Raw genomic sequence first — 26,386 nt, 5'->3', positions numbered from 1 at the left:
TTTCAAAACTAGCACTACGGCGTTACTCATTGTTGCAATAGCGAACCATTGCTGCAAACGAATGCCTTGTATCTATAATTTTGCACTCACACTAAACTTCAACATCTTAAATTATGATAGCTATAAGTTAAATTTCTGTGTTTAAAGATAGTCAACTTTTGCATATTTACATGCTTTGATTAACGTTAAACAGTTATTTTCTAAATTTTATTTTGCAACGTAATAGCTATTAATATTCACTACGTTGCATTCTGCGCATTGATCTTTCCATGCGACTATCTTCTTGTGACATTTTTAGTAGCACTTCTTCTATAAAAGCGAGGTGACGGTGGCTTGCCCCCCAAGCTTTTTGTGGCTGACCACTAATAATTGCGTCTAACAAGCGTTTTCTAAATTCAGCCATTTGCGCAAATATATCTGGGCGCTTAGCTAAAACAGTAAGATTTTGCTCAATATTATCAATCAACAAACTCGACATACTTCGCGCTAAGTGCAGAGTGACCGCATTGTGTGACGCCGCACATATAGCAAGATAAAAGTCGAATATAGCCTCAGCCTCTAAACGTAAATCATTTTCTAACTGGGCATTGCCGATACCGTCATGCTTTTTCTGTATTTCAGCAAAATCATTTTCCGTGCCTCGCATCGCCGCATAATATGACGACATCCCTTCAATACCATGACGAAACTCTAAGAGATCAAATTGCGACTCTTTACTTTTCGACATTAACTCAAATAACGGATCAGACAAGCCTGATAAAATTTGGTCACTAACAAATGTGCCACCACCTTGGCGACGATTTACTAAGCCTTTAGCTTCTAACTTTTGAATAGCTTCGCGTAATGAGGGTCGAGAAACATCAAATTGTTTTGCTAACTCTCGTTCAGGTGGTAATTTTTCACCTGCTTGCAAGCTACCTTCAAGAATCAAGGCTTCTAATTGTCGTAAAATTACATCCGACAATTTTGCTTGCTTAACTGGCTTTTGGATACCTGACAATGTCATAACTAACAGCTTAACCTATAGTTTTATTGGCCTAGAGTTAGATAAAACTAAAAAGTGATTAAACTTTCTTTGTAAATCTTCTAAAAAACCAAGAGGTAAATTGGTCTTACCAATCAAAAAAGTGGTGTAAAAATACCAAAAAAAACACATTTTGTAAAGAGAAGATAGATCAGCTAGGCTGATTTTCCAAGTACTATTTTAGAGCTCAAACTCCAAACAACTGTTTGAATAGCTAACACAATAACTCAAATAAAAGCCTTATATCGAACGCTATTTAACCAACAAGGTGGTCATTAAGCTAAATTATTTTATCTGGTTATTTTTAGTTTTATACGCATTGAGATTCGATAACAGATCAAAAAAAACATTATAAAAATTATTGAAAAGCCCGCTATAAATTACGCTTAACTCTTATAAAAGGGCTAGATGTTAAATAAAATAGCCCTTTACAAAGCTGAGTTTCCATTAATTAAAAGTCAATTTAAGCGACACAAAACAATAATGAATTATAGGACTATTTTTTAATTTATAGCTTTATCTGACCAATCTAAACGAATATCCCACCCTTCTACTCGATGATCTGGCTCTAATGGTGCAACTGATTCATCGATCGTCTTATGAACGTTAATTGCAGGCGTAATATTGACATCTCGGCCATGAATAAAACTCTGCGTTCTGACAATTTGGGTATAGGCTTTATTCATCGCATAAGCACGTTGCTTGGACGGGGTAATTAACGCATAAACATCCGCTTGCTTTACTTTCTCCTTATCAACAGAGCCATCTTTTTTATACCACTTGCTGTGCATTTCCATGTTTTCTCGAAACTCATTACCGCCACCATTAATTTGCAGATATTGTAAAATTTCTCCCTCTTGCTGTCCTTTCGATGGTGCATCTTTCATGCCTTTTAAATTGATATAGCCCCAACCTGCTCGTCCAGTTACTTTTCTTGGAAAAGCAAACGTTTGATCAATTGTGGTACCTATAGCGGAGTGACAGCCCATGCAATAAAAAGTTTCTTCATAAGACTGAGGTCGTAACTCACCATTATAATCTTCTATGTAGCCTTGAATAAGCCAGCCAAATTTATTATTAAAACCACGGTCTTTAACACGGATATAACTGGGTAATTGTTCATCAAGTTTCTCTTTTCGCTCTCGCCGATAAGCACTGTCTATTGCCGAGTCATTTAATAATTGCGTTTTAGTCATATAGCGCAACTCTTTCATCCGTTGCGGAATAGTGGTTTCACCCTTTGTATCAATCCCAACATAACGAACTGAATGCATAATTTCGGTGTTAACCGGGTATTGTTGACGAGGCACTTTAATCTGCTTGGCATCGCCAACAAAGTATTCTTGAGCTAACAATAATTCAACTTGTCTGGTTAATTGACCATCTATATTTAAGTCGCTATTAAGCTTTACTTCATCGGCTGGGAAAATATCTATTTGTGGTAAAGCCTTAATACTCATTTCAACTAACGAAAGATTAATTAAATAGACATCTTCATTATATTCGCCATTAAGTTGCCTAAACTCTGCTGATAAGCGAATTAATACATCATCTGTGGCGCCATTCGTTGGCCAAAAGGTTCCCGGAAAGGGTTTGTAATTAAACGCCACCCAACCTGTGCCATCTTTAGCAATACCTTTATCATTAAAGGCTTCACCAGCTAAATTATAGTTTTTCAAGTCGGGAATAAAACCTTGCCAGTTATTATCTTTTAATGTCGTCGACAATTGACTGTAGTTATCTTGATCTATGTATTGTGCTATTTGTTCATCAGATATTTTTGCTATCCAGGGTTCGCGGTTAACAAATAAGTTTTCCCAGCTATTACCTTCACCTTCATCCGAAAAATTGTAAAGACCCTGATTAACCCCGTCATTACGTAAATTATTGCGGTAACTATCAGTTTCAGTATGGCTATAGGTTTGATGGCAGGTGTAACAGGGATTGTTACTCCCTGCAGTTTTGGTGTAACACTGCGATGGAATAGGTGCTTCTTCATTAATGCTGCCATTAGCTGTCGGCGTGATTATTTCACTCATGTCTACTTCGGGTAATAAGCCCTGAGTCATTTTTTCACTTTTTGATAAACTCGAAAAACCAATAAAGGAAATCGTCACAAGTAAACTAAATATTAATACGTAATTTTTCATAAGCTTTAATAGCCCCTCATTTATATATTCAGTAAATTATACAAGGCTTTTATTACAGTAATTTGAAGCGCACTTTCATATTTTCTTAACAATAAAGTCAAAAAGACGTCACCTAAATGTCACACCCCGATATTACTTTAATAGCGTTTTTACACATAACTCTAGGAAGATAAAATGCTGAATCTAAAAAAAAGAAAAATAGCGACACTCATAGCAGTGATTCTCGGTTCGTCAATGTTAACAGCGTGTGGTGGTGATGACGGTAAAAATGGTACAAACGGTTCTAATGGCGTCATTGGATTAGATGGTAGCAATGGCAATGATGGTGTCAACGGTACTGATGGTACTGATGGCGCTAACGGGAGTGATGGGGCTAATGGGCAAAACCTGACAGCTGCAGCAAAACTAACCCGCTTAGCAACCGTGCCAGTAGGTGCAGAAATTACGGGTATGTTTTTAACGGATAACGATGAACTTTTCTTTAATGTACAACACCCTTCAGATCTGTCAGGTAACGAAACACCAGCAAAAGTTGGCGTAGTAACGGGATTTGACTGGGGTACGCTTGACCCTATGACTGAGAGTTTATCAGTGCCAACAACCGATACAGAAAAAATGGCAGTACGGGTCGTTGCCGGAACCTACCAAGTTTTGGGGCAAGCGGGTGATACCTTGAATAACCAATTGCCTCATGGTTTAGGCGCGATTGCTAGTGCTGATCAAGCCACTAAGATTAAGCAATCTCAAGATCCTGATTTTAATGCCTTCGTTCCAACTTCTGCCAGTGGTGACACAGGTTTTTTATTCACCGCATGGGAAGATCGCCCAGGTGCAATGAGCCGTATAGAACTATCTAAAGAAGACAGTGGAACTTGGACAATAGGTGATGCGATTAACGTTGATTTTTCAGCGGTATTAGGCACAATCATTAATTGTTTTGGTACGCTATCACCATGGAATACCCCTTTAACGTCAGAAGAAAACTACGAAGCTGAAAATACCGAGCAATGGAATAACACCGCTTACTTAGATGGCTATCCTAGCTACCCAGATGTTAAAAACTTACAAAGCTATTTAGCAAGTTCAACATTACCCAACCCCTATGATTACGGCTATATAGTTGAAATTACAGACCCAACTTCAACGAGCCCAACGCCAGTAAAGCATTTTACCTTAGGTCGTGTTGCCCATGAAAATTCGGTGGTAATGCCTGATTGGAAAACAGTTTACACCACTGATGATGGTTCAAATAAAGCCTTTTATAAATTTGTTGCCACTAACGCAGGCGATTTAAGCGCCGGCACTTTATATGCCGCTAAATTAACGCAAGACGCAACAAGTGCGCCAGCAAAAGCCGGCTTTGATATTCAGTGGATTGAGTTAGGTAGCAGTAATAATACCGAAATAAAAACCTGGATAAATTCATATAACGGTATTACTGAAGCTGATTATATTGAAGGTGAAACCAGCTATATCACTCAAACAGAAATAGATGATTGGGCAATAAATGGAGCTGGCGACGACCGTTACGCATTTTTAGAAACGTTACGAGCAGCTAAAGCCAAAGGCGCGACCACTGAATTTCGTAAAATGGAAGGTGTGGTGATTAATTATGATGGTGTTGCCAGTGGTGCCGTACCTTACATGTATGTTGCTATGTCTGAAGTAGGAAAAGGTATGGTTGATAATGAAGGTGATATTCAGCTTGATTCATCAGCTTACTGTGGCGCGGTATATCGCTTTGGTGTCCAAACAGACTTTAACGTTAATCGCATGGAACCAGTCGTTGTCGGTGGCGCTTATAATTCAGACGGCGATGCCAATGGCAACAAATGCGATGTTAATGGTATATCCAACCCTGATAATTTAGCGGTGATGGATGATGGTCGTGTTTTAATTGGTGAAGACACCAGTAAGCATGTTAACAACGCCCTGTGGATTTATAACCCAAAAGGTGAATAACCTTTAAAAATTTAGCGTTAATATTGATAAAGCCCAGCATGTCTGGGCTTTTTTTTACATAAAAATGATACAAATATAAGGCGGTTTGCCGCTCGGTAGCAAGAGTTAGGGGTTGGTTTAATTTCAGCATTAAGAAATGACTTAGCAATACAAAACACTCACTAAATATTGACTAAACCATAGCAAGTAAATGCCATGGCAACTTAGCGTAAACAGCAGTATTTTTAGGCAACTATATATATTATACCGTATATTTTATATCTTATTTGACCAGGAAATACATTCTATGGTGGTATTGTACTATAGCGACATTTATAATTAGGCAAATCAGAATTAAACAAACAAATTCTATTGTAACTATCGCTATATAGCACCAAGCTGTTATGTAGTCATTTTGAGGAAGAGTATATGCTTTTTAATGGTTCGTTTAGCACAGACTGCCCAATTCGTCAGAAAATCCGTGAATTTTATCGTATTGATGAAAATATAGCAGTAGATCATATTCTACCTGTGGCAGAAGTTAATGTTAGTGCTAGAAGTAGAGCTTGGGAAAGAGCTCGCAAAATGGTTTTACAAATTCGTGAAGACCAATCTGGGAATGGCGCAATTGATTCCCTATTAAAAGAGTACTCACTCTCCAGTGAAGAAGGTGTGGTATTGATGTGTTTGGCAGAAGCCTTATTACGTGTGCCAGACAAACATACTCAAGATGCCTTAATTCGTGACAAAATTTCTCAAGGCCAGTGGAGCAGTCATTTAGGCAGCAGTGATTCACTGTTTGTTAATGCTTCATCATGGGGCTTATTAATTACCGGCACTATGGTTAATTATGCCGATAAACGTAAAAAAGACAGCTTTGGTTTATTGAAAAAAGTCATTGGTCGCTTAGGCGAGCCAGTTATTCGTAAATCAATGAACTACGCCATGAAAATAATGGGTAAGCAGTTTGTAATGGGCGAAACTATTCAAGCGGCAACAGCGCGTGCTGCCACTAAAGAACAGCAAGGTTATGTCTATTCCTACGATATGCTCGGTGAAGGTGCTCGCACCATGGCGGATGCTGATCGTTACTTTAAATCTTATCAAGTTGCAATCGATGCCATCGGCGCTGTTGCTCGCGCCTCAGGTAAAAATGATCCTCGCCGAGTGCCCGGTATATCGGTTAAGCTTTCAGCCATTCATCCTCGCTACGAGTTTACCCACAAAGCCCGCGTTATGGCCGAAATTGTGCCAAAACTTAAAGCACTTTGCTTACAAGCAAAAAGTTATAACATTGGCTTAACCGTTGATGCCGAAGAGTCTGAACGCTTAGATATATCACTTGATATTATTGAAGCGGTTTTTAGCGATAGCGAGTTAGGCGATTGGACAGGTTTTGGCATGGCTTTACAAGCTTATCAAAAACGTGCGCTTTTTGTCGTCGATTGGTTACGTGATTTAACCCTACGTACTAACCGAAAAATGATGATCCGTTTGGTTAAAGGTGCTTATTGGGATACTGAAATTAAGAATGCTCAAAAAGATGGTCTTCAGCATTTCCCTGTTTTCACGCGTAAGTCTTCTACCGATGTTTCTTACCACGCCTGTGCTAATAAATTACTAGAATATAGAGATAGTATCTATCCACAATTTGCTACGCATAATGCTTACACAGCGGCAACCATTGTTGAGCTAGCTGGCGATGATAAAGAAGGTTTTGAGTTTCAATGTTTACATGGCATGGGCGATTCTTTATATGACCAAATTGTCTCAAGTGAAAATATTCAATGTCGAATTTACGCTCCTGTTGGTCATCATGAAGAGTTATTAGCTTACTTAGTGCGTCGTTTATTAGAAAACGGCGCTAACTCTTCTTTTGTTAATGCTATCGTTGATGAGTCTCAGCCAGTCGAGTCTTTATTGGGCGATCCCGTTGAAAAAACCCAGCGTTTAAAAGATAAATATAACCACCAAATAGTTAAACCTATCGCCTTGTATCATGATGCGAAAGGTCTGGGCCGTGATAATTCTAAAGGGCTAGACTTAACCGATATTAATGCTATAGCGCCGTTAAAATTATCATTAGATAACTGGTTTACCGATCATCACATCAATGAAAATGATGTGCCTTCAGGCTCGGTAGCGGTCAAAAACCCCGCCAACCATAGTGAAGTCATAGGTTTCCATCAACACCACACTAAAGATGACATGCTGGCAATGATCGACACCGCACAAGCAACATTTGCTTCGTGGTCGAAAACACCGGTATCTGAACGTGCCGATTTGTTATGTCGCGTTGCCGATATTCTTGAACGCCATATGGACGAACTTATCGCCTTATGTATTAAAGAAGCGGGTAAAATTGCGCAAGATGGTATTGATGAAGTCAGAGAAGCCGTCGATTTTTGTCGTTATTATGCTAACCAAGCGATTGAACTCGAAGAAGATGAACGCCTAGAAGCTCGTGGTGTTGTACTATGTATCAGCCCATGGAATTTTCCATTAGCGATATTTTTAGGGCAAGTTGCTGCGGCAATCGCTACCGGTAATACCGTATTAGCAAAACCTGCTGAACAAACAAGTTTAATTGCCTTGCGCACCATTGAACTAATGGAGTCGGTTGGACTACCTGAAGGTGTTGTTCAAGCGGTTATTGCTCGCGGAAGCGAAGTGGGCAGTGTTATTGTGCCTGACGCTCGTATTCAAACTGTTATGTTTACAGGTTCCACTGAAACCGGCACAATAATTTCACAAACGTTGGCTGATAGAGGTGGCGATCAAGTCCCTTTCATCGCTGAAACCGGTGGACAAAATTGTATGATAGTTGACTCAACAGCCTTGCCTGAGCAAGTTGTTGACGATGTTATTTCTTCAGGATTTCAATCGGCAGGTCAGCGCTGTTCTGCGCTTCGCGTATTATTTTTACAAGAAGACATCGCTGATAATGTCATTACTATGCTTAAGGGTGCCTTAGCAGAATTGCATGTCGGTAACCCAGAATATTTAAGCACAGATATCGGCCCAGTAATTGATGACAAAGCCCTCAGCGCGCTCAATGCACACAGTGACTATATGCAAACCCATGGTCAATTGTTATATCAGTGTGAGATATCAGCTGAAGTGGCAGGTAACGAGCATTTCTTTTTTGCGCCTCGTCTTTATGAAATTAAAGATATTAGCGTCCTTAAAAAAGAAGTCTTTGGCCCTTGTGTGCACATTGTACGTTTTAAAGGCAATGAAATAGAAGCGGTTATCGATAAAATTAATGGTACAGGTTTTGGTTTAACTATGGGTATTCATACGCGTATTGAACACCGTGCCTTAGATTTAGCTAAGCTGTCACGCGCAGGTAATGTTTATATTAACCGTAATATGATTGGCGCCATTGTTGGCGTACAACCTTTTGGTGGTCGTGGTCTGTCCGGTACGGGACCAAAAGCAGGTGGACCCAATTACTTAACACGTTTAGTTATTGAAAAAGCTACGCCAGATGCCGAACAATTTAACTTGCTACCTTCGCAGGTAGAAGCCTTAGACGGTGATGCAGAATCAGATAAAGCCTCAACTTTGTTTATGGACAAAGCAAATGCAGCAGAAAAAGGCTGGCGCTTAACTGAGTTAAATACCCGTCTTTCTTGTGTTCGTCAGCTGTTAGCCAAAATTGCGCATATTGATATTGTTGATGATTTAGCCGACGATTTAAATCTGACCTTAAAAGGCGCTCGTTCACAGTTGATTGATATTGAAAAGCGTTTGAAAAAGCCAACATTCTTACCAGGACCAACGGGTGAGTCTAATGTGTTGTATTTGGAAAACCGCGGTAATATTATTTGTTTTGCCGATGCGACAGTGAGCTTTCACTTCTGGGTACTATCTATTGTAACGGCGTTGGCTACCGGTAATACCGTTGTTAGTGTTGTTTCTGATTTGTATTATGATGAAGCCATCGCCTTTAGAGACAAGTTCCTCTCAACGGGTGCTGATGAAGGTGTTTTTCAGGTTGCACGTTTACGCCACTTATCAACGATGTTAGCGCACCCTGCCTTGTCAGGTGTTGTGGTCGACAGTCATTGTGATCGTAAGCACTTTATCAGTGAAAAATTAGCTGAACGTCAAGGGGCGATATTGCCAGTGATCAGTTCAGAATATTTCGATAATTTGATCCAGCGTCTATTAACCGAGAAAACGATTAGTATTGATACGACGGCATCGGGTGGTAATACATCGCTGATGACCTTAGTTGAAGAAGATTAACAACTGATTGCCTAAAAAGTATGACCCGTTATGGGTCATTACTTACAAATCAAACGAAAAAGGGCATCATAAGATGCCCTTTTTATTGATATTTTTTTATATAGCTGTGATCAACGTTGTTTATATTGCGTTGGGCAGTATCCTCTCGATACGTCAGGACTTCTTAATTTTACATGCTTGGTTGAGCGTCCACTTACTCTTTCCCGCCATAATCTAAAGCTTCTAGGTTTTAAGTGACTACGCATAAACTTAATAACATCAGGCTCTTGCAAACTAAACTGATGTTCTATTGCTTCAAATGGTGTTCTATCTTCCCAAGCCATTTCTATAATTCTTGACTCTTCATCCATAGAAAATTGCATAAAAGGATCCTAAAGGTAGTAAATAAACATAATCGTTATACGCGCCACTGATAAATAAAGACCATTAGCGCCTAACTTTTATCCATTAACTGAGGGTCTGCCTATCTAGCCAGCGCTAACTCATGAGCCTATAAATTATCTAGATTATTCAATAACTGTGTTGCGTGCTCTCTAATTTCAATTTTTTTCGCAGGCTCCATTTTATCCCAGTTACGAATAGGGAAACTCATTCTATGATTGCCAGCAAATTTTTCATAATTTTGATCAATAAAATTCCAATACAAACTGTTTAATGGGCAGGCATTAGCACCCACTTTTTCTTTAACGTTGTAATGGCAACCTTTGCAATAATCACTCATTTTATTGACATAATTACCACTAGCCGCATAAGGTTTTGTCGCTATCCAACCACCGTCAGCAAAAAGTGCCATGCTGCGGGTATTCGGTAATTCTACCCATTCAATCGCGTCAATGTAGATACCTAAATACCAATCATCGACTTGGCTAGGCGTTATACCAGCCAATAAAGCAAAGTTGCCGGTGATCATCAATCGTTGAATATGATGAGCATAGGCATGTTTGAGTGATTGCGAGATAGCACTTCTTAAGCACTGCATTTTAGTATTAGCATTCCAGAAGAAAGCGGGTAAATCACGCTTTGCCTCTAAAAAATTCTGCTCGGCATAATTAGGCATATTAGCCCAATACATACCTCTAACATATTCTCGCCAGCCTAATATTTGCCTAACAAAACCTTCGATTTGCGCTAAGGTTATCTTACCTGCTGATGCTTGATAGGCAGCCAGAGCGGTTTCAATGACCTCAAGCGGATTAAGCATTTTACAGTTCAATGAAAAACTCAGCCGCGAGTGGTACAAACTCCATGCATAAGGTGAGGCTACAGTCATCGCATCTTGAAAATTACCAAAGTTTTCTAACTGATGTTCGCAAAAGAACGTTAATAATTCTAGCGATTGTTGGCGATTAATAGGATAAGCAACATGCTCAGATTCACGCCCTATCGTGTCAATCTTATGATGTTTTATCCGTTGTAAATAATCACTTGCTGGGTTGTCAAAGACCAATGGTTTAGGAATAAATTTAAGATCGGTTTTTTTAAAGGATTGACGATTATTCGCATCAAAATTCCAAGCATCACCTTCAGGCTTGGCGCCATTCATTAAAATAGCAAAGCGCTTGCGCATAAAACGATAAAAATTTTCCATTCTTACGTGGGTAGCGGCTTTAAAATGATCAGCGAGTTCATCAAAGGGTAATAAAAAGTGTTCACTGTCGACTTCATAGACAGATACCGATAATTGAGCTGACATCTCGCTTAATTGCACGCGCAATCGATATTCATCAGGACGCATAAAACTAAAATCTTCACTGGCATAAGTGGTCACTAATGTGTCGATCAAAGCAGGTAAATCTTGATATTTTGCTGTTTCATCTAAGGTTAAATAGCAAACCTGATGCCCTTTACTCTCCAGAGTTTGAGCAAAATTATCCATAGCAGCAAAAAACGCTGTTATCTTCTGACTGTGGTGCTTAGTATAATTAGCTTCTTGATAAAGCTCTGCGATAACATAAACAACATCGCTATCGACCCGTTCAAACCAGCTGTGCATAACATTAAGTTGATCGCCTAATATTAGCCTAAGATGTTTCGCCTTCATTAATTTACCTTACTTTACATTTAACTTTGAATTGATCTATACATAATTATTTTAGCTGATGCTGTCATTTTTACTACGTCGGCAACGCTCAGAGCAATAGCGGACATCTTCCCAACACGCTTGCCATTTTTTACGCCAAAAGAAATTCTTTTTACAAGTCTGGCAATTTTTCTCGGGTAACGTTAATTTTTTATGCATGATAACTTAATCACTTTCTGCAATTTTTAACTGTTGAGGTTTTTTAGCTTTGGATATTTTTTTATTACCTCTAACATGTTTAGCTACAATACGTTGCCCTTCTTTTTTAGTGGTAAATCGTTGACGAAAGCCCCACAGTAAATCGCGAGCAATCTTGCCTGTTTCGTTAATATCAACCATAGGAGATGGATAATCATCACCTAATTGGCATTGATAAAGCTGTTGTTCCATGGGTGACAATAACCAGGGTGTATGAATAACTTCATTGGGTAACTCAACTAATTCAGGTAACCATTTTCTAAGGAATTCACCATGACTATCTTTCTCTAATGATTGCTTAACCGGGTTATAAACCCTTATGATATTAGTACCAGTAACACCAGACTGCATTTGAAATTGTGGGTAATGAATGCCAGGTTCAAAATCAAGAAATAATTGTGCTAAATGGGTAACGCCTAATCGCCAATCCACCAGTAAGTGATGGCATAAAAAACTCACTAGCATCGCCCGCATACGAAAATTTATATAGCCAGTTTGCTCTAAACACCGCATACAAGCGTCAACTAATGGATAACCTGTTTGCGCAGTTTTCCATTTATCTAGTCGTTCTTCAACACTCAGTCCACAATGAATATCTGGATACATTAAGTCATTATAGGCTTTATTCACGGGTCGCCATTGCATTTGATGTTCACTTTCAAATTTTTGAATAAAGTGACAATGCCAATGTAGCCGAGAAGCCAGCGCGTCTATTGGTCGTTTCCAACCCCGCTCTGATCTTGTTATCAAAATAGTTTGATAGAACTCTCTTAAACTTATATTGCCCCAGGCTAGATAAGGTGACAACCGAGAGCAACTTTTACGACTTGCTTGCGGTTTAGAGATATCAAAATGATACCCCTTACCACGACCCTTTAAGAAGGATTGCAGGGTTCTTTGTGCCCAAATCTCGCCACCTTTGAGCATAAAGTCATCCGTTATTGACCATGATATTGGAAAACTGCAGACAAATAGCTTATCTATTAATGTGCAACTCGCTAGAACATCATCCGATAATTTGGCTTGTTCCAGCGGGGCTTTCATCACTTGGCGCCAGTGTTTGTCCCAATCAATTCTATTTTTTTTGCCACGACTTACTGCACCAAATTGACTCTCATTCCAAATTATATCTTGTGCTTGGCACCACTGTTGTACCGATTTATCTCTCTCAAAGGTCGATAATAAACCCACTTCTTCGTGGCTAAACAACCCGCTTATTTTAAAGACGTTATTGATTTCAATTAAGCCCGCTATTGCATCACCAAAATACAAATATACACGTGAATTAAAAGCGGCTAGCTGACTATTCATATCAGCAATAGATTGCCAAACAAAACGCCAATGCCGCTCATCATAATGAGGATCATTTATAAGTAGCGGTTCAAAGACGTAGTAAAGCAAGGTTTGACCCGATTTAATCGCTTGCACTAAAGGTTGATGATCACTGAGCCGTAAATCACGTTTCAGCCAAACAACATTTACCGCTGTATTCATCGGTTTTTCTTCAATAAGTGTCTTAGTCATTTAGCGGTTGCACTGGCCAATCAGAAGCGTCGACAGAATCCAGTGGCTTACTCGAATAATCATCTCGGGTAAGCCACTTAGCCTGATAACCCCCATCAGGGTCATAAAGTGCTGTTTGCTTTTCAATATTGAAATGTCTGCCACCTCTAGGGTCAACGCCGACACCCGCAATATACTGCCAATTACCCCAATTAACTCCAGCATCATAATCTATTAGCTGCTCTTCAAACCAAGCCGCGCCAAATCGCCAATCAACACTGAGTTCGTTAACCAAACAACTGGCTACAATTTGACGGGCTCGATTACTTATATAACCTGTGGTCATTAATTCATTCATACAGGCATTAACAAGCGGATAAGGAGTTTGACCTAAGCACCATTTATTAAAACGCTCAGGATAAAATGAAGTTAAGGGTGGATGTTCAGCCAAACCTTTAAATTGGTAGGTTTTTGCACCGACTTTAAAATGTAGCCACTGGAAGTATTCTCGCCATAATAATTCTAAATATAGACATTGTGTTGAACTATTTTCCCCTTGCTGCTCTTCAAAATCAGTAATGGAGCGGTTTACTTGCCGCGCAGAGATACAACCATAATTTAACCAAGCCGATAACTTACTGCTGTTATCCCAGCCGTCTAAATTATTTCTAACCTGTTTATAATCAGCCGGTAAAGCCGATGAAAAGTAACGACTAAGTTGCTTTAAACCGGCAGTTTCACCGCCCTCAAAATTATAACCACACTTTGCCCTTTGATAAGGTGTGTTAGGTAACCACGATGGCCTAAAAATTGTTGGTGAAGGCATATTAGCAAACATACTGGGCAAAGATTGAGTGCTGGGTGTAACATCAGCGATGCTAATATCAGCCATCACCTTTCTAAACTTAGAATAACTTATTGGGAGTTGCTCAAGTTCAAAGGGTAAAACGTGATGTGGGAATAACGTAAATTGATCGACCTGATGAATATCCGCTTCGGGCAAACGCCGACCGAGCTCATCGATCAAACTGTTTTCATATGTGCCAGGAAGACGTGTGGTAATAACATCGGTAATGTCATATTTTTCACAGAGCGCGGTTAAACTCGATAATGTGTCCCCGTAAACAATGTAAAGTTGTTGATCTAATGCTAATAAACTTTGATTAAAATCACTCAAACACCCCTGTAAAAAGTGCCAGCGTTTATCACCCAAAGGTTTAGATTGATAGTTCTTTGGCTCGAACCACTTTTTATCAACAACATAAACACAAAGTAATTGTTCGCTTTGGCTGGCTAAGTTAAGTGCAATGTTGTCATTGAGACGAAGATCGTTAGTCACCCAGTATAAGGAACGTTTCATAGATATAATTCGAAAATTCAAAAAAATTATATACGAATTAACTTAGCGATTAGATCAACATCGTTAAGTTATTATATGCGGGTGTAACTCGATGTAGTCAGGCAGTTAATCGGCCACTAATTGATAAAAGCAGGTTTTACAGAAAATCATAGTTGAGTCGGTTAGCTGAGGCTAATACTTAATAGGTAAGAATGACGAGTGTATTTAAGTGATAAAAAAAAACCTCTGCATTGCTGCAGAGGTCATTTAATCAATTAATCATCTTGAACAGGTTCATCCCAAGAAAGATGATGTTCACTTAAGACGACCAAGTTTTCACTATTGATCAATCGTTGTGAAGCGCTATACCCAAGGATATTTTGCACCGTTTCGTCTGGACGACTAGCAATAATGGCTGTTTCATCCGATGAGAAGTTACACAAACCACGTGCTATTTCTTCACCTTTTTCGTCGTAGACGTGAAGCACATCTGCGCGCTCGAAGTTGCCATGTATTGAAACAACATCGTGACAGGTAAATCCTTCGTCACCGCCAAATAATGCATCAGCAACTTCTTGTTTTATCACTAAACTACCGGCCATTTGCAAACGGTCAGTTAGCCAGATGTTCCATGCAGATGAAGGTGATGAGTGAGCAATACACTTAGTGTGTCTGCGATCACCTTGCAATATTCCGGTAACAGGCGCTTCCATCGTCCCTCTCGAAATAATGGTTGTACAACCAGCATTTTGCGCCATATTGGCCGCTTGTAGTTTAGTTAGCATGCCACCGGTACCTAAAGAGCTGGTGCCGCTTGCCGCTTCCATATAACTACTAACATCTTCGATAGAATCGACAAAAATTGCGCCTTCTTCTGAAGGGTCTCGGTCATACACGCCATCGATACAGGTAAGAATAAACAAATACTCTGCGCCAATCATTTGTGCGACTTTAGCAGCAAGTCTGTCATTATCTCCGACACGAATTTCTTCTGTAGTCACCGTATCATTTTCGTTGACGATAGGCATTACGCCTTGTTTTATTAGGCGATGAACGGTATTTTTAATATTGAGAAAGCGACGTCTATTTTCTAAATCATCTAAGGTAACTAAAACCTGTGCTATATCAAAACCATACTCAAGTGCAATTTGCTTGTAGGCATGCATTAAGATGGGTTGTCCACAAGCGGCAGCCGCTTGCTTATCTTGCACACTAGCATTTTCAATAGTGCAACCAACCGTATTTAGACCTAATGCTACTGAACCAGAAGAGGTCAGTACAACTTCGTAGCCTTGCTCGCGTAACAAAGATATGTCACTTAGGAGACCATGCATAAAAGCAAAACTAGGTGTTAAATTTTTAACATTTGCTAAGAGACTCGAACCCACTTTAATAACGATACGTGGCTTGTTTCGAGAAGATTTATCAGTTTTTTGTTGTTCAAATGAGGGCAAAATTACTCCGTGCTCTGGTTAATTAAAATAAATAGTAGCGTTGAATCATTCACAAAATTGATTCAACAAATTGCAGCTATTTTCGTGATATTTTATTGTCGTATTAGAATTATTGCTTATTACTGATAACATAAATTTATCTGCGGTTGACCGCGTTAAAAGTAATAGATAAAAAATTGCTGAAACGTTGGTAAAAACGTTAGAATTTGACGGCAATCGACAAATGAGTGCAGATATCATATACTAAAAAAGATAATTTTTCAATTGAACTCAAACTCAACGTTTTGAAAAATATATTATCGGATTTTAAAAGTTCGTACTGAACACCTGCAAAACGATCTGTATTTCATTCAATGTAAGCTAAAAAACAACAGGAGTTTCATGTCATTACTTATGATTGGTTGTGGTAAAATGGGCGGTTCTTTATTGACTCGTTGGGCAACTTCTACAAATCACACCATCACTATTATTAATCCCTCATTAGTTAAAGCACCGCAGAATGTTATCGTCAGACAAGCCATTGAAGAGCTAGCTGATCAACGTTTCGACATCATTGTTATTGCGATTAAACCACAGCTTATTGAAAAAATATTACCAAGCTATCGTCGTCATCTTGCTGATTCGGGTTGCATTATATCTATCGCTGCTGGCTACTCGGTTTCTTCAATAGAACTACTGATTGGCGAACAAGCTATTGTTCGCGTTATGCCAAATCTACCCGCAAAAATTGGTAGAGGCGTTAGCGGACTTTTCGCAAACTCTCGTTGTAGTGCGGCTCAAATTGAAAACGCTGTAGCATTAACCAATGCCGTTGGTTATACACACATAACAACCAGCGAAGACGAGCTAGACCGAGTAACGGCAGTCGCTGGAAGTGGTCCTGGTTATGCCTTTGAAATAGCACGTTGTTGGATAGAGTCGGCAATTAAACTCGGCTTTTCACCGCAAACTGCAAGAGAGTTGGTATTGAATACACTCAGTGGTTCGATGGAGTTGGCCTTAACGAGTAAAGAAGATGCCGAGACTTTGCGAAACTCAGTAACCAGTAAAAATGGTACAACAGCGGCAGGATTAAGTGCGCTTATGCAAGATGAACAGTTAGCGTCTCTATTTGACTCAACTGTTTTATCGGCTTATCAACGTGCGGTAGCCTTGCGCTAACTTTAGTCCAGTCAGCAATGACGCACTCAAACATTTTTAATGAAAACCCTAAATTCTTTAAACTGAACTTTTATTATTGCTTTTGATATTAATATTAGCGATAAAAATAAAAGTTAATATCATTCAAGTAAAAAAGTTGATCAAACAGTTTAGCGTTAAATGAACAAGTAAAAGGATAAAAATTAATGTCAAATACCTCTAAGAATACTGATATAGAAACAATGATCACTACGCTTGGTAAGCAAGCAAAAGCCGCGGCCAAAGTACTTGCCTGTGCAACGACAGAACAAAAAAACAAAGCATTAACTATTGCCGCAAATGCGCTTCGTGAAAATATGGACGCACTGCTAAAAGCAAACGCACTCGATGTTTTAAGCGTTAAAAAAGCCGGTAAAGCCGATTCGTTTGTAGACCGATTAGAGCTTAACCCTGAAAGAGTTGAAGGTATGGCTGTCGCGCTAGAAGACATTGCCAAGCTAGCCGATCCTGTCGGTCGAGTATTAGCTGAATTTGACCGTCCCAATGGTCTTAAAATAACCCGTGTAGCAACACCTATTGGTGTTATTGGGATGATTTATGAATCACGTCCTAATGTTGGCGCAGATGCTGGCGCGTTATGTCTTAAGTCAGGTAATACGGTAATTTTACGTGGCGGCTCTGAAAGCTTAAATTCCACACGTATTATTGTTGAGTGTATGGCAACGGGTTTACGTGCGGCTGGCTTACCGGCTAACTGTATACAACTGGTTGACACCGATGACCGATCTGCCGTTGCCGCTTTACTGCGCTGTGCCGATTATGTTGATTTAGTTATTCCTCGTGGTGGCCGAGGTTTAGTTGAGCTAGTCAGAAACGAAGCTCAAGTACCAACCTTGCTTCACTTAGATGGCAATAACCATATTTATGTTGATAAAGACGCAGACTTGACCAAAGCACTCAGTATCATTAAAAATGCCAAATTACGCAGAACTGGTGTTTGTGGTGCAACTGAAAGTTTAGTGTTAGACCAAGCAATAGCAAAAGAATTTTTACCACAACTCGTAGACACCTTAGCGGGTTGTGAAATTCGTGGCGATGTTGCGGCTCAAGCCTGCGATCCCCGTATTAATGTTGCAACTGATGCCGATTGGGATACTGAATACCTTGATGCGATTTTATCGGTTAAAGTAGTATCTGGATTAGATGAAGCGCTTGATTTTATTGAAGAGCATTCCTCTAAACATACCGATGCTATTATCACTGAAAATGCGGAAATCGCGGAAACGTTTATGCGCTCGGTCGATTCTGCCGTGGTGATGCATAACGCCTCAACTCAGTTTGCTGATGGTGGTGAGTTTGGTATGGGCGCTGAAATTGGTATTGCGACCGGTAAAGTACATGCACGTGGACCCGTTGGTTTAGAGCAGCTAACCATTTTTAAATACCGTGTTGCCGGTCAAGGGCAAACTCGTCCTTAAACGCTTTTGCGTTAAACACTACCACGCATAAAAGTACCAAACTTTTAGCTAAAGCTATACCTAGTTAACACTTTTTTGTTAGCAATAATAGTGCCTCTAACCGCGTGTTAGGGGCTAGCTATTTATATTAAGTTCAGACCTTTTTCACGTAAATCCCCCATACATTTATCAAACGATTAAAACGTTAAAGCTACCGTTAGTTTAGGCGAGGGATTACTATCACTTTCGTGAACCTTATCAATGCACTATAGATTTAACTACTTAGTAAAACAGTATTTAAACCTTTCGTTTACAAATGTAGTTGGCTGAGAAATTATAGCTATGTTATAGTTGCAACCCTTAGGACTAGGTATAGAATAGTCTATACTTGCCCGTCATTTATAAAGCCTTACCGTAAACCTATGATTTCATTATTAAAAAACGTGAACCTTTATAACCCTGCTCCTATGGGTATTAAAGATGTGCTGATTGCTGGTGGAAAAATCGCTGATATTTTTGATGTATCTGATCATGCCCACCATAATATCCCTGATAACTGGCCGGTTGAAGTTATCGATTTTAATGGCGCATACCTAGTGCCAGGTTTTATCGACAGTCATGCTCATATTACCGGTGGTGGTGGTGAAGCAGGTTTTTCAACACAAGTTCCCCCAGTTTCTCTTTCAGAATTTACCCAAGTGGGTGTGACAACTGTAGTTGGACTTTTAGGTACAGATGACACCACTCGGAGTATTGCCAACCTAATAAGCAAAGTTTACGGACTCCGTGAAGAAGGCATGTCGGCATATTGTTGGACCGGTGGTTATCATTATCCGTTAACAACGTTAATTGGTAGCGCAAAAGCAGATATTACTTTTTTAGAGCCGGTTATTGGTATTGGTGAGTTTGCTATTAGCGATCATCGTTCAAGCCAACCAACTTTTGAAGAAGTAATAAAACTAGCAAGTGAAGCACATGTTGCGGGTTTATTAACAGGCAAAGCCGGTATTATTCATTTTCATCTCGGTGATGGTGAACGGCGTCTTGAATTAATAGAGCGAGCGATTAGTGAAACAGAAATTCCTGCCCGTGTCTTTAATCCGACGCACGTTAATCGAAATAAGCCATTATTTGAAGATAGTTGCAAATTATTAGCGCACGGCTGTTATATCGATATTACCGCTTTTCCTGAAGGCACAGCAGAGCCTGGTTTAGAGGCATGCGATGCGATAGAAATTGCCCTACAAAGAGGTTTACCCTTGGACAAAATAACCGTCAGTTCAGACGGTGGTGGTTGTTTACCTTGTTTCGATCAACAAGGCGAATTACAACACATGGACTTTGGCCGAGCCAGTACATTACTGGAAACATTACAAGCAACATTAAGAAAGAATATTGCGCTTGAAAGTATTTTACCGATGTTTACTAGCAACGTGGCTACGTTGTTACGTTTACACAGTAAAGGAAAAATAGTACGTAATAACGATGCCGATATGCTCGTACTTAACAACAAATTTGAAATTACTGACGTGATGATAAAAGGTCGTTGGCATAAACGTGACAACACAACAGTAGTAAGTGGAACTTTTGAGTAGAGGTAGGTATGTGTCCAGCAAAAATTGCTGAAGGTCAGCAAAGGGGATTTATAATTCCAATCGGGGGGGCAGAAGAGCGTGTTGATGACCCAATAATTCTACAACGTTTTGTAGAATTATGTGGCGATGAAAATGCCAATATAGTGATTATTCCAACCGCGTCACAGCTTGCTGAGACTGGGCCAAATTATGAAGTTATTTTTCGTAATCTTAATGTCAAAAATGCGATATCTTTACCGATAAATAGCAGAGAAGATGCTGAGCGCGAAGATTATTTAGCCGCACTTGAAAACGCAACAGGTATTTTTATTACCGGTGGTAATCAATTACGCTTGTCGACTATATTAGGCGGTACTTCGGTTGCACAGAGTATAAGAAAATTAAACTCTGAAGGTGTGCATGTTGCAGGAACATCTGCAGGTGCCGCTATTATGCCTGAGCATATGATTGCAGGTGGCTCTACCGGTGCATTACCTAATGAGCAAGGTGTAACTTTTGCTCCTGGCTTAGGTTTAATAAGTAAAGTACTTTTAGATCAACACTTTAGTCAACGTAATCGTTTAGGACGTCTACTTTCTGCTGTTTCATATAATCCTTTTGCTTCAGGACTCGGAATTTGTGAAAATACCGCTGCCTTTATTGCGCCAGACGGGTTACTAGAAGTAGTTGGACACGGAAGTATTACGGTAGTTGACCCTTCTGATTTGCAGCACAGTTCAATGGCTGAAGCTCGTACAGGAGATTCCATTACCTTGATAGGGTTAAAACTTCATATGCTTAGTCACGGTGATACTTATTGTTTAAATACTCGAGTCGCATCACCTAAAGCCGTTTAGTCTCTTTAGATACCAATAAGCTAAGCTAAAATTTGCCCATAAATAAACGCATTATTTATGGGCAAATCTATTTAAAAGGCTCACAAACGCCGCTTCTTTTTCATTGAACCCGAATTAAAAAACACCTTTCTACGACGCTATTCACCATAACTTTTTGGCTGACTTTCCTTGCGCATTTTATCATTAGCAAGTTTAGAAAAAAATTGTCTTGTCTATTAGTAAAACCATGGTATCTTTTTGTTATACCATTATTTTTTTATGGCAATTTTTTACTTCTATTCGATCTTATAAAGATCTTAAGTGTAATGCGTTGAAACTTCTCGGTTTGTAACTCAACATATGCACATCAATAGAACCTGTGCACATAGTAAGTTCAGTATCACCGTGATTTATTCCTCCCAATAATTGTCATATTATATTTTGTTGCACCCTGTTTTCGACAAAAGGTTCAACTTGTAGGTACACATAATAATAATTCTAATCACCTGATTTTTGGACATATAATGAAAATATTAACAAGTAATGTTTATGTTGGCCCTAATGTTTACGCCCATTTTCCTGTTATTCGACACGCTGTTGATGTTGGCATATTAGAGCAATACCCTTCGGTAAAATTAGGTAAAGAATTCATTGATGGCTTAATTGAAGCCTTACCCGGTTTAAAAGAGCATGGCTGTTCATACGGCGAATCTGGCGGTTTTATTAGGCGCTTGCAAGAAGATGAAGGTACCTGGATAGCTCACATATGGGAACATGCAACCTTAGAACTGCAATGCATGGCCGGTACTGAAGTTACTTTTGGCAAAACCAGAGGCAATGGCGAAGTTGGTCAATATGATATGGTCTTTCAGTACAAACAACGAGATGTTGGATTAGCTGCTGCTGAACTTGCCAGAAACCTGCTTATCTCAGTGATGCCAGTAAATATTCAAGCACAACTACAAACAAAATTAGAAGCCGATTTCGATTTTGCTGAGGAGCTATCAAACTTTATTCGTTATGCACAGCGCAAAGAATTTGGTCCCAGTACTCAATCTTTAATAACGGCAGCTGAAGAACGTCATATCCCATGGCTACGGTTAAATCAGTACAGCTTAGTACAATTTGGCCATGGTAAATACCAACAGCGCATTCAAGCCACCATTACTAGCCAAACGAATCATATTGCTGTTGAAATATCTTGTGATAAAGAAGACACCCACAATTTATTAAATGATCTCGGTTTACCTGTGCCTAGACAACAAATGGTTTATTCTGCCAAAGATGCCATAAAAGCAGCAAAACGTATTGGCTTACCGGTTGTACTTAAACCATTAAATGCTAACCATGGCCGTGGCGTCTCTATCGATTTAACCACTGACGAGCAAATTAATACAGCATTTGATTTTGCCCGCGAACAAGGCACCAGTAGAGCTGTTTTAGTTGAGTCATTTTTAACCGGTTTAGATCATCGAATGCTTGTTGTTAATGGCGAACTTGTTGCTGTCGCAAAACGCGTACCGGGTCATGTTGTTGGTGACAATAAACACACCATTATGCAATTAATCGATATTGTAAATGAAGACCCGCGTCGGGGTGTTGGCCATGAAAAAGTGCTCACTCAACTCGAAATGGACTCACAAGCAACCCGTTTAGTTGAAGAAGCTGGCTATAGCGTTGATACCATATTACCTGAAGGCGAAATTTTCTATTTACGTTCAACCGCTAATTTATCAACGGGCGGCACCGCGATAGACATGACTGATGTAGTTCACCCTGACAATAAAGTGATGGCTGAACGAGCGATAAAAGCCGTTGGTCTTGACGTTGGCGGTGTTGATTTTCTGACCTCTGACATTACTCAATCATATAAAGATATCGGCGGCGGTATCGTTGAAGTCAATGCTGCGCCAGGTTTTCGTATGCATGTTGCACCAAGCCATGGCAAACCTCGTGATGTTGCTGGCAAAGTTATTGATATGCTCTTTCCACCTAATACACCCACTTGTATCCCTATTGCCGGCATTACAGGTACCAACGGTAAAACAACAACTTCACGAATGCTTTCGCACATTTTAAAAACAGCAGGACATGTTGTAGGTATGACATCAACTGATGGTGTGTACGTTGATGGTCTGTTATCAGTAAAAGGCGATATGACCGGACCCGTTGCATCACAAATTGTCTTAAGAGATCCTTCGGTTGATATTGCTGTTCTTGAAACTGCCCGTGGTGGCATCGTTCGCTCAGGTTTAGGTTATAGAGAAAGTAATGTTGCCGCCTGCATTAATGTTCAACCCGATCATTTAGGCTTAAAAGGTGTTGATACCCTAGAACAACTTGCTGAAATTAAACGTATTGTCGTTGAAGTAGCCAAAGACGCGGTCATACTTAATGCCGACGACCCACTTTGTTTAAAAATGGCCGACCATACTCAAGCAAAACATTTATGTTATGTGACTATGAATTCAGGACATGGTTTAGTTAGGGAGCATATTCGCGCGGGTGGACGTGCCGTGGTGCTTGAAAAGGGCATCAATGGTGAAATGATCACCATCTTTGATAACGGTGCGCATATCCCATTACTTTGGACACATTTAATTCCTGCTACACTGGAAGGTAAAGCCACTCATAACGTACAAAATGCGATGTTTGCCGCTGCCCTCGCCTATTCTCTAGATAAACCACTTGATGCGATTCAACAAGGATTAAGAACGTTCAACACCACCTTCTATCAAGCACCGGGGCGAATGAACGTCTTTGATGAACATCCTTTTAGAGTTATTTTAGATTATGCTCACAACGCCGATGGTGTTCGCCATATGAGCGAATTAGCGACTAAATTAGACGTTAATGGTAAGCGTATTGCGGTATTAGCCGCACCGGGAGATCGCCGTGATGAAGATATTGAAAACATCGCCAAAGCAGCCGCTGGACATTTTGATTTATATATCTGTCGCGCCGATGACAATCTTCGTGGACGTGGTAGTGATGAAGTGCCGCAAATGTTAGCTGCAACGTTAAAAGCACAAGGTATCAGCGAAGACAATATCTTGATGATACCTGACGAGGTCACAGCTACTGAAAAAGCCTTGTCGATGGCAAATAAAGATGATTTAGTGATTGTCTTTGGTGATGCGATTACCCGTTGTTGGAAGCAAATCATTAATTTTAACGGTAGTGAAGATAATCCAGCAGAAACATTAACAAAACCCGTGCATACCGTTGTTTCGATGTTAAACACCGATGAACCTGATCCCTTTATACTAGAGTCAGGCATGAAGTTAGTTAAGGATGATCGAGGCGTTCGCATTGTTTCAACCATAGAAGAAGAAAGTGATTAAAACCAAGTTAATGCAGTTATTTGCCATTAACTTAAGATGAATAAGCTTAACCTCGCTAGGTGATGTGTTACCAACATAACCTAGCGGCATAAATTAGCGGCATAAACTAACGCAGCCTATTGTTAAACCAATAAAGCTGCGTATTAGTTTTTGAAATCATCATCGAGCTTGTCATACAAATAATGACCTAACAAAACTGTCTCAAAGTGAACAATTATATTGATACAGCTTTACCTTCTTCTCACTTTCCTAACAGCGCTGCGTTGGGAATAAATTTAATCAAATTGGTATGCCATGAATAACCTTATAACCTTAACATTAGATGACCAGCGACGGCTTACTGGCAAAAGCTTATTATGGAATAAACCCGGCGCGATTATTGATGCTTTTGTCTCAGGCATCGATAAGCAAACAGTCGTTGATCAGTGGTTAATTTACGTTAATCAGTTATTGGCAGCAGTCGATTGGCAAGATGAATCTACGTGTTATCGTATTTTTGAAGACGGCATAAGCCTTGCGATAAGTGCGCCAATGGATGCCTTGTATGCATCTTGCGATGTCAACGAAGCCGCATGGGATTTTGCGTGTAGCAAAATTTTAACCGGCAGTATAAGTGACACTCATCAACAAGAAATGGATAAAACCGTCACTCGTCTTAAACAAATGATTGCCGAAGAGGCTAACCCTGCTCTACTTAACTTAATAGATTTAGCCATAAATAATCATGTCGATTATTTAGTTGATGATGATGAATTTTCGTTAGGTTACGGTAAAAGCTGTCAACGCTGGCCAGTGACATCATTACCAGATCCAACGCAGCTCAATTGGCATCAATACCAATCAATTCCTATTGCATTGGTCACTGGCACTAACGGAAAATCAACCACCGTGCGTATCATGTCTGAAATTATTAAGCAGTCTAATAAATGTTGCGGTGTCACCTCGACTGACTTTATTCGTGTTGGCGAAAAAATAATAGATTATGGTGATTATTCAGGACCCGGTGGTGCACGAATGTTACTTCGACATCCAGAAACCGAAACAGCCATTCTAGAAGTCGCGCGCGGCGGAATATTGCGCCGTGGCCTACCCATAGATCACGTTGATGCTGCATTAATTACCAACATAGCTGAAGACCATTTAGGGCAATATGGTATCAATACCGTAGCAGGGCTTGCACAAACCAAAGCGGTTGTAGCAAAAGCGCTAACTAGCGGTGTATTAGTGCTCAACGCTGATGATCCGTATTTAACAGCACTTGCACCAACATTAACCGTTAATAAATGTTGGTTTTCATTAAATGAAAATAATCCAGTACTTCAACAGCATAAAGCCATTGGTGGTGCTATTTGTTTCATCCGTGACGGCGCAATTTTTTATTGTACGCAAAATACCAGCACTGGCGAGCGCCTTGAATCGATGATCGTTGCCGTTAACGATATACCTATGACATTAAACGGCGCTGCCCGACATAATGTTCAAAATGCCTTAGGGGCGACCGCTTTAGCTAAGAGCTTACACATAGATAGCGCAGTGATTGGTCTTGCCTTGCAAAATTTTTCAAGTAATGTTGACGATAATCCGGGCCGCGGTAACCAATTTAAACTCAATGGCGCTTCGGTTATTATGGATTTTGCCCACAATGTTCATGGTATGAATGCCATGGCACTGACCATGGCCAATATACCAGCATCACGAAAGTTTTTGATGCTTAGTCATGCAGGTGATCGCAGCAATGACGATATTATTAAAATGACAAAATCAGCCTTAAAAATGAAACCTGATATATTGGTTGCGGCCGAAACTGTCGAGTACTTAAGAGGAAGAGAGCTTGGCGAAATATCAAATTTAATAGCTAAAGTAGCGATTGAAAGTGGTATGTCTGCCGATAACATCTATTTTTCAGAGGGTCCTTATCAAGGTGCGCAACAGATTGTTAATCAACTGTCAGCTAATGATTTAGCACTGTTAATCGTTTTATCTGAACGAAATAAAGTGATCGAGTTATTAACCAAAAAGGCAAATCAAACAGCAGGTATGTCGTAAACCATAAAATCATCAATAACATTGAATAATAGAGAACTTTAGAAAG

Annotated in this window: 16 protein-coding genes; 8 read left to right on the top strand and 8 right to left on the bottom strand. The window is 39.8% G+C overall.

Annotation, left to right across the window (positions count from 1 at the left end; genetic code table 11):
• Positions 1–229: 229 nt before the first annotated feature.
• Together pdhR and H4J56_RS05530 are read right to left on the bottom strand one after the other, a co-directional pair.
• Positions 230–991 carry a pyruvate dehydrogenase complex transcriptional repressor PdhR gene (gene pdhR, locus H4J56_RS05535; protein WP_157471132.1) on the bottom strand — a complete coding sequence of 254 codons (762 nt, stop codon included), beginning with the start codon at positions 989–991 and terminating at the stop codon, positions 230–232.
• Between the two features lie 536 nt (positions 992–1,527).
• Complete coding sequence (locus H4J56_RS05530; protein ID WP_182258980.1) at positions 1,528–3,174, bottom strand: hypothetical protein; 1,647 nt, start codon at positions 3,172–3,174, stop codon at positions 1,528–1,530.
• Positions 3,175–3,348: 174 nt separating this feature from the next.
• Between H4J56_RS05530 and H4J56_RS05525 the strand changes: the two genes are divergently transcribed.
• Together H4J56_RS05525 and putA are read left to right on the top strand one after the other, a co-directional pair.
• The gene (locus H4J56_RS05525; RefSeq protein WP_182258979.1) at positions 3,349–5,136 is read left to right on the top strand and encodes a PhoX family phosphatase; all 1,788 of its coding nucleotides are present in this window, start codon (positions 3,349–3,351) and stop codon (positions 5,134–5,136) included.
• Between the two features lie 408 nt (positions 5,137–5,544).
• On the top strand, positions 5,545–9,369 hold the full coding sequence (putA, locus tag H4J56_RS05520; protein ID WP_182221778.1) for a bifunctional proline dehydrogenase/L-glutamate gamma-semialdehyde dehydrogenase PutA: 3,825 nt from the start codon (positions 5,545–5,547) through the stop codon (positions 9,367–9,369).
• Between the two features lie 110 nt (positions 9,370–9,479).
• Here the strand turns inward: putA and H4J56_RS05515 are convergent, their stop codons facing one another.
• The 6 genes from H4J56_RS05515 to proB form a co-directional block, all read right to left on the bottom strand.
• Positions 9,480–9,731: a TIGR03643 family protein gene (locus tag H4J56_RS05515; RefSeq protein ID WP_070375800.1), complete on the bottom strand. Its 252-nt coding sequence runs from the start codon at positions 9,729–9,731 to the stop codon at positions 9,480–9,482.
• 128 nt (positions 9,732–9,859) lie between these two features.
• Positions 9,860–11,410: a cryptochrome/photolyase family protein gene (locus tag H4J56_RS05510; protein WP_182258978.1), complete on the bottom strand. Its 1,551-nt coding sequence runs from the start codon at positions 11,408–11,410 to the stop codon at positions 9,860–9,862.
• Positions 11,411–11,461: 51 nt separating this feature from the next.
• Complete coding sequence (locus H4J56_RS05505; RefSeq protein ID WP_083278015.1) at positions 11,462–11,608, bottom strand: DUF2256 domain-containing protein; 147 nt, start codon at positions 11,606–11,608, stop codon at positions 11,462–11,464.
• Positions 11,609–11,614: 6 nt separating this feature from the next.
• Positions 11,615–13,171 carry a cryptochrome/deoxyribodipyrimidine photo-lyase family protein gene (locus H4J56_RS05500; RefSeq protein WP_259368161.1) on the bottom strand — a complete coding sequence of 519 codons (1,557 nt, stop codon included), beginning with the start codon at positions 13,169–13,171 and terminating at the stop codon, positions 11,615–11,617.
• On the bottom strand, positions 13,164–14,510 hold the full coding sequence (locus H4J56_RS05495) for a DASH family cryptochrome (RefSeq protein ID WP_182258977.1): 1,347 nt from the start codon (positions 14,508–14,510) through the stop codon (positions 13,164–13,166). Before H4J56_RS05495 ends, H4J56_RS05500 begins: the two co-directional genes overlap by 8 nt.
• Before the next feature lie 254 nt (positions 14,511–14,764).
• On the bottom strand, positions 14,765–15,943 hold the full coding sequence (gene proB / locus H4J56_RS05490; RefSeq protein ID WP_182213667.1) for a glutamate 5-kinase: 1,179 nt from the start codon (positions 15,941–15,943) through the stop codon (positions 14,765–14,767).
• 381 nt (positions 15,944–16,324) lie between these two features.
• Between proB and H4J56_RS05485 the strand changes: the two genes are divergently transcribed.
• The 6 genes from H4J56_RS05485 to H4J56_RS05460 all read left to right on the top strand — a co-directional run bounded on the left by H4J56_RS05485 (position 16,325) and on the right by H4J56_RS05460 (position 26,340).
• The gene (locus H4J56_RS05485) at positions 16,325–17,104 is read left to right on the top strand and encodes a pyrroline-5-carboxylate reductase (RefSeq protein ID WP_182221775.1); all 780 of its coding nucleotides are present in this window, start codon (positions 16,325–16,327) and stop codon (positions 17,102–17,104) included.
• A 185-nt stretch (positions 17,105–17,289) separates the two neighbouring features.
• Positions 17,290–18,561, top strand: coding sequence for a glutamate-5-semialdehyde dehydrogenase (locus H4J56_RS05480; RefSeq protein ID WP_083278014.1), 1,272 nt, complete (start codon positions 17,290–17,292; stop codon positions 18,559–18,561).
• Between the two features lie 401 nt (positions 18,562–18,962).
• The gene (iadA, locus tag H4J56_RS05475; RefSeq protein ID WP_182258976.1) at positions 18,963–20,135 is read left to right on the top strand and encodes a beta-aspartyl-peptidase; all 1,173 of its coding nucleotides are present in this window, start codon (positions 18,963–18,965) and stop codon (positions 20,133–20,135) included.
• An 8-nt stretch (positions 20,136–20,143) separates the two neighbouring features.
• Positions 20,144–20,971: a cyanophycinase gene (locus H4J56_RS05470; protein WP_182221773.1), complete on the top strand. Its 828-nt coding sequence runs from the start codon at positions 20,144–20,146 to the stop codon at positions 20,969–20,971.
• 503 nt (positions 20,972–21,474) lie between these two features.
• Complete coding sequence (gene cphA / locus H4J56_RS05465; RefSeq protein ID WP_182213673.1) at positions 21,475–24,294, top strand: cyanophycin synthetase; 2,820 nt, start codon at positions 21,475–21,477, stop codon at positions 24,292–24,294.
• Between the two features lie 294 nt (positions 24,295–24,588).
• On the top strand, positions 24,589–26,340 hold the full coding sequence (locus tag H4J56_RS05460; RefSeq protein ID WP_182213674.1) for a Mur ligase family protein: 1,752 nt from the start codon (positions 24,589–24,591) through the stop codon (positions 26,338–26,340).
• Positions 26,341–26,386 lie beyond the last annotated feature (46 nt).

Origin of the sequence: Colwellia sp. BRX8-4 (assembly GCF_014077345.1) — a bacterium.
GTDB lineage: Bacteria > Pseudomonadota > Gammaproteobacteria > Enterobacterales > Alteromonadaceae > Colwellia_A.
Note: the sequence above shows the minus strand (reverse complement) of the source record. Positions and strands in the feature narration are given on the sequence as shown.

Excerpts from the sequence above, each read along its gene's own strand:
- H4J56_RS05530 (WP_182258980.1), bottom strand. The coding sequence starts at position 3,174 with ATGAAAAATTACGTATTAATATTTAGTTTACTTGTGACGATTTCCTTT.
- H4J56_RS05525 (WP_182258979.1), top strand. The coding sequence starts at position 3,349 with ATGCTGAATCTAAAAAAAAGAAAAATAGCGACACTCATAGCAGTGATT.
- putA (WP_182221778.1), top strand. The coding sequence starts at position 5,545 with ATGCTTTTTAATGGTTCGTTTAGCACAGACTGCCCAATTCGTCAGAAA.
- H4J56_RS05515 (WP_070375800.1), bottom strand. The coding sequence starts at position 9,731 with ATGCAATTTTCTATGGATGAAGAGTCAAGAATTATAGAAATGGCTTGG.
- H4J56_RS05510 (WP_182258978.1), bottom strand. The coding sequence starts at position 11,410 with ATGAAGGCGAAACATCTTAGGCTAATATTAGGCGATCAACTTAATGTT.
- H4J56_RS05505 (WP_083278015.1), bottom strand. The coding sequence starts at position 11,608 with ATGCATAAAAAATTAACGTTACCCGAGAAAAATTGCCAGACTTGTAAA.
- H4J56_RS05500 (WP_259368161.1), bottom strand. The coding sequence starts at position 13,171 with ATGACTAAGACACTTATTGAAGAAAAACCGATGAATACAGCGGTAAAT.
- H4J56_RS05495 (WP_182258977.1), bottom strand. The coding sequence starts at position 14,510 with ATGAAACGTTCCTTATACTGGGTGACTAACGATCTTCGTCTCAATGAC.
- H4J56_RS05485 (WP_182221775.1), top strand. The coding sequence starts at position 16,325 with ATGTCATTACTTATGATTGGTTGTGGTAAAATGGGCGGTTCTTTATTG.
- H4J56_RS05480 (WP_083278014.1), top strand. The coding sequence starts at position 17,290 with ATGTCAAATACCTCTAAGAATACTGATATAGAAACAATGATCACTACG.
- iadA (WP_182258976.1), top strand. The coding sequence starts at position 18,963 with ATGATTTCATTATTAAAAAACGTGAACCTTTATAACCCTGCTCCTATG.
- H4J56_RS05470 (WP_182221773.1), top strand. The coding sequence starts at position 20,144 with ATGTGTCCAGCAAAAATTGCTGAAGGTCAGCAAAGGGGATTTATAATT.
- cphA (WP_182213673.1), top strand. The coding sequence starts at position 21,475 with ATGAAAATATTAACAAGTAATGTTTATGTTGGCCCTAATGTTTACGCC.
- H4J56_RS05460 (WP_182213674.1), top strand. The coding sequence starts at position 24,589 with ATGAATAACCTTATAACCTTAACATTAGATGACCAGCGACGGCTTACT.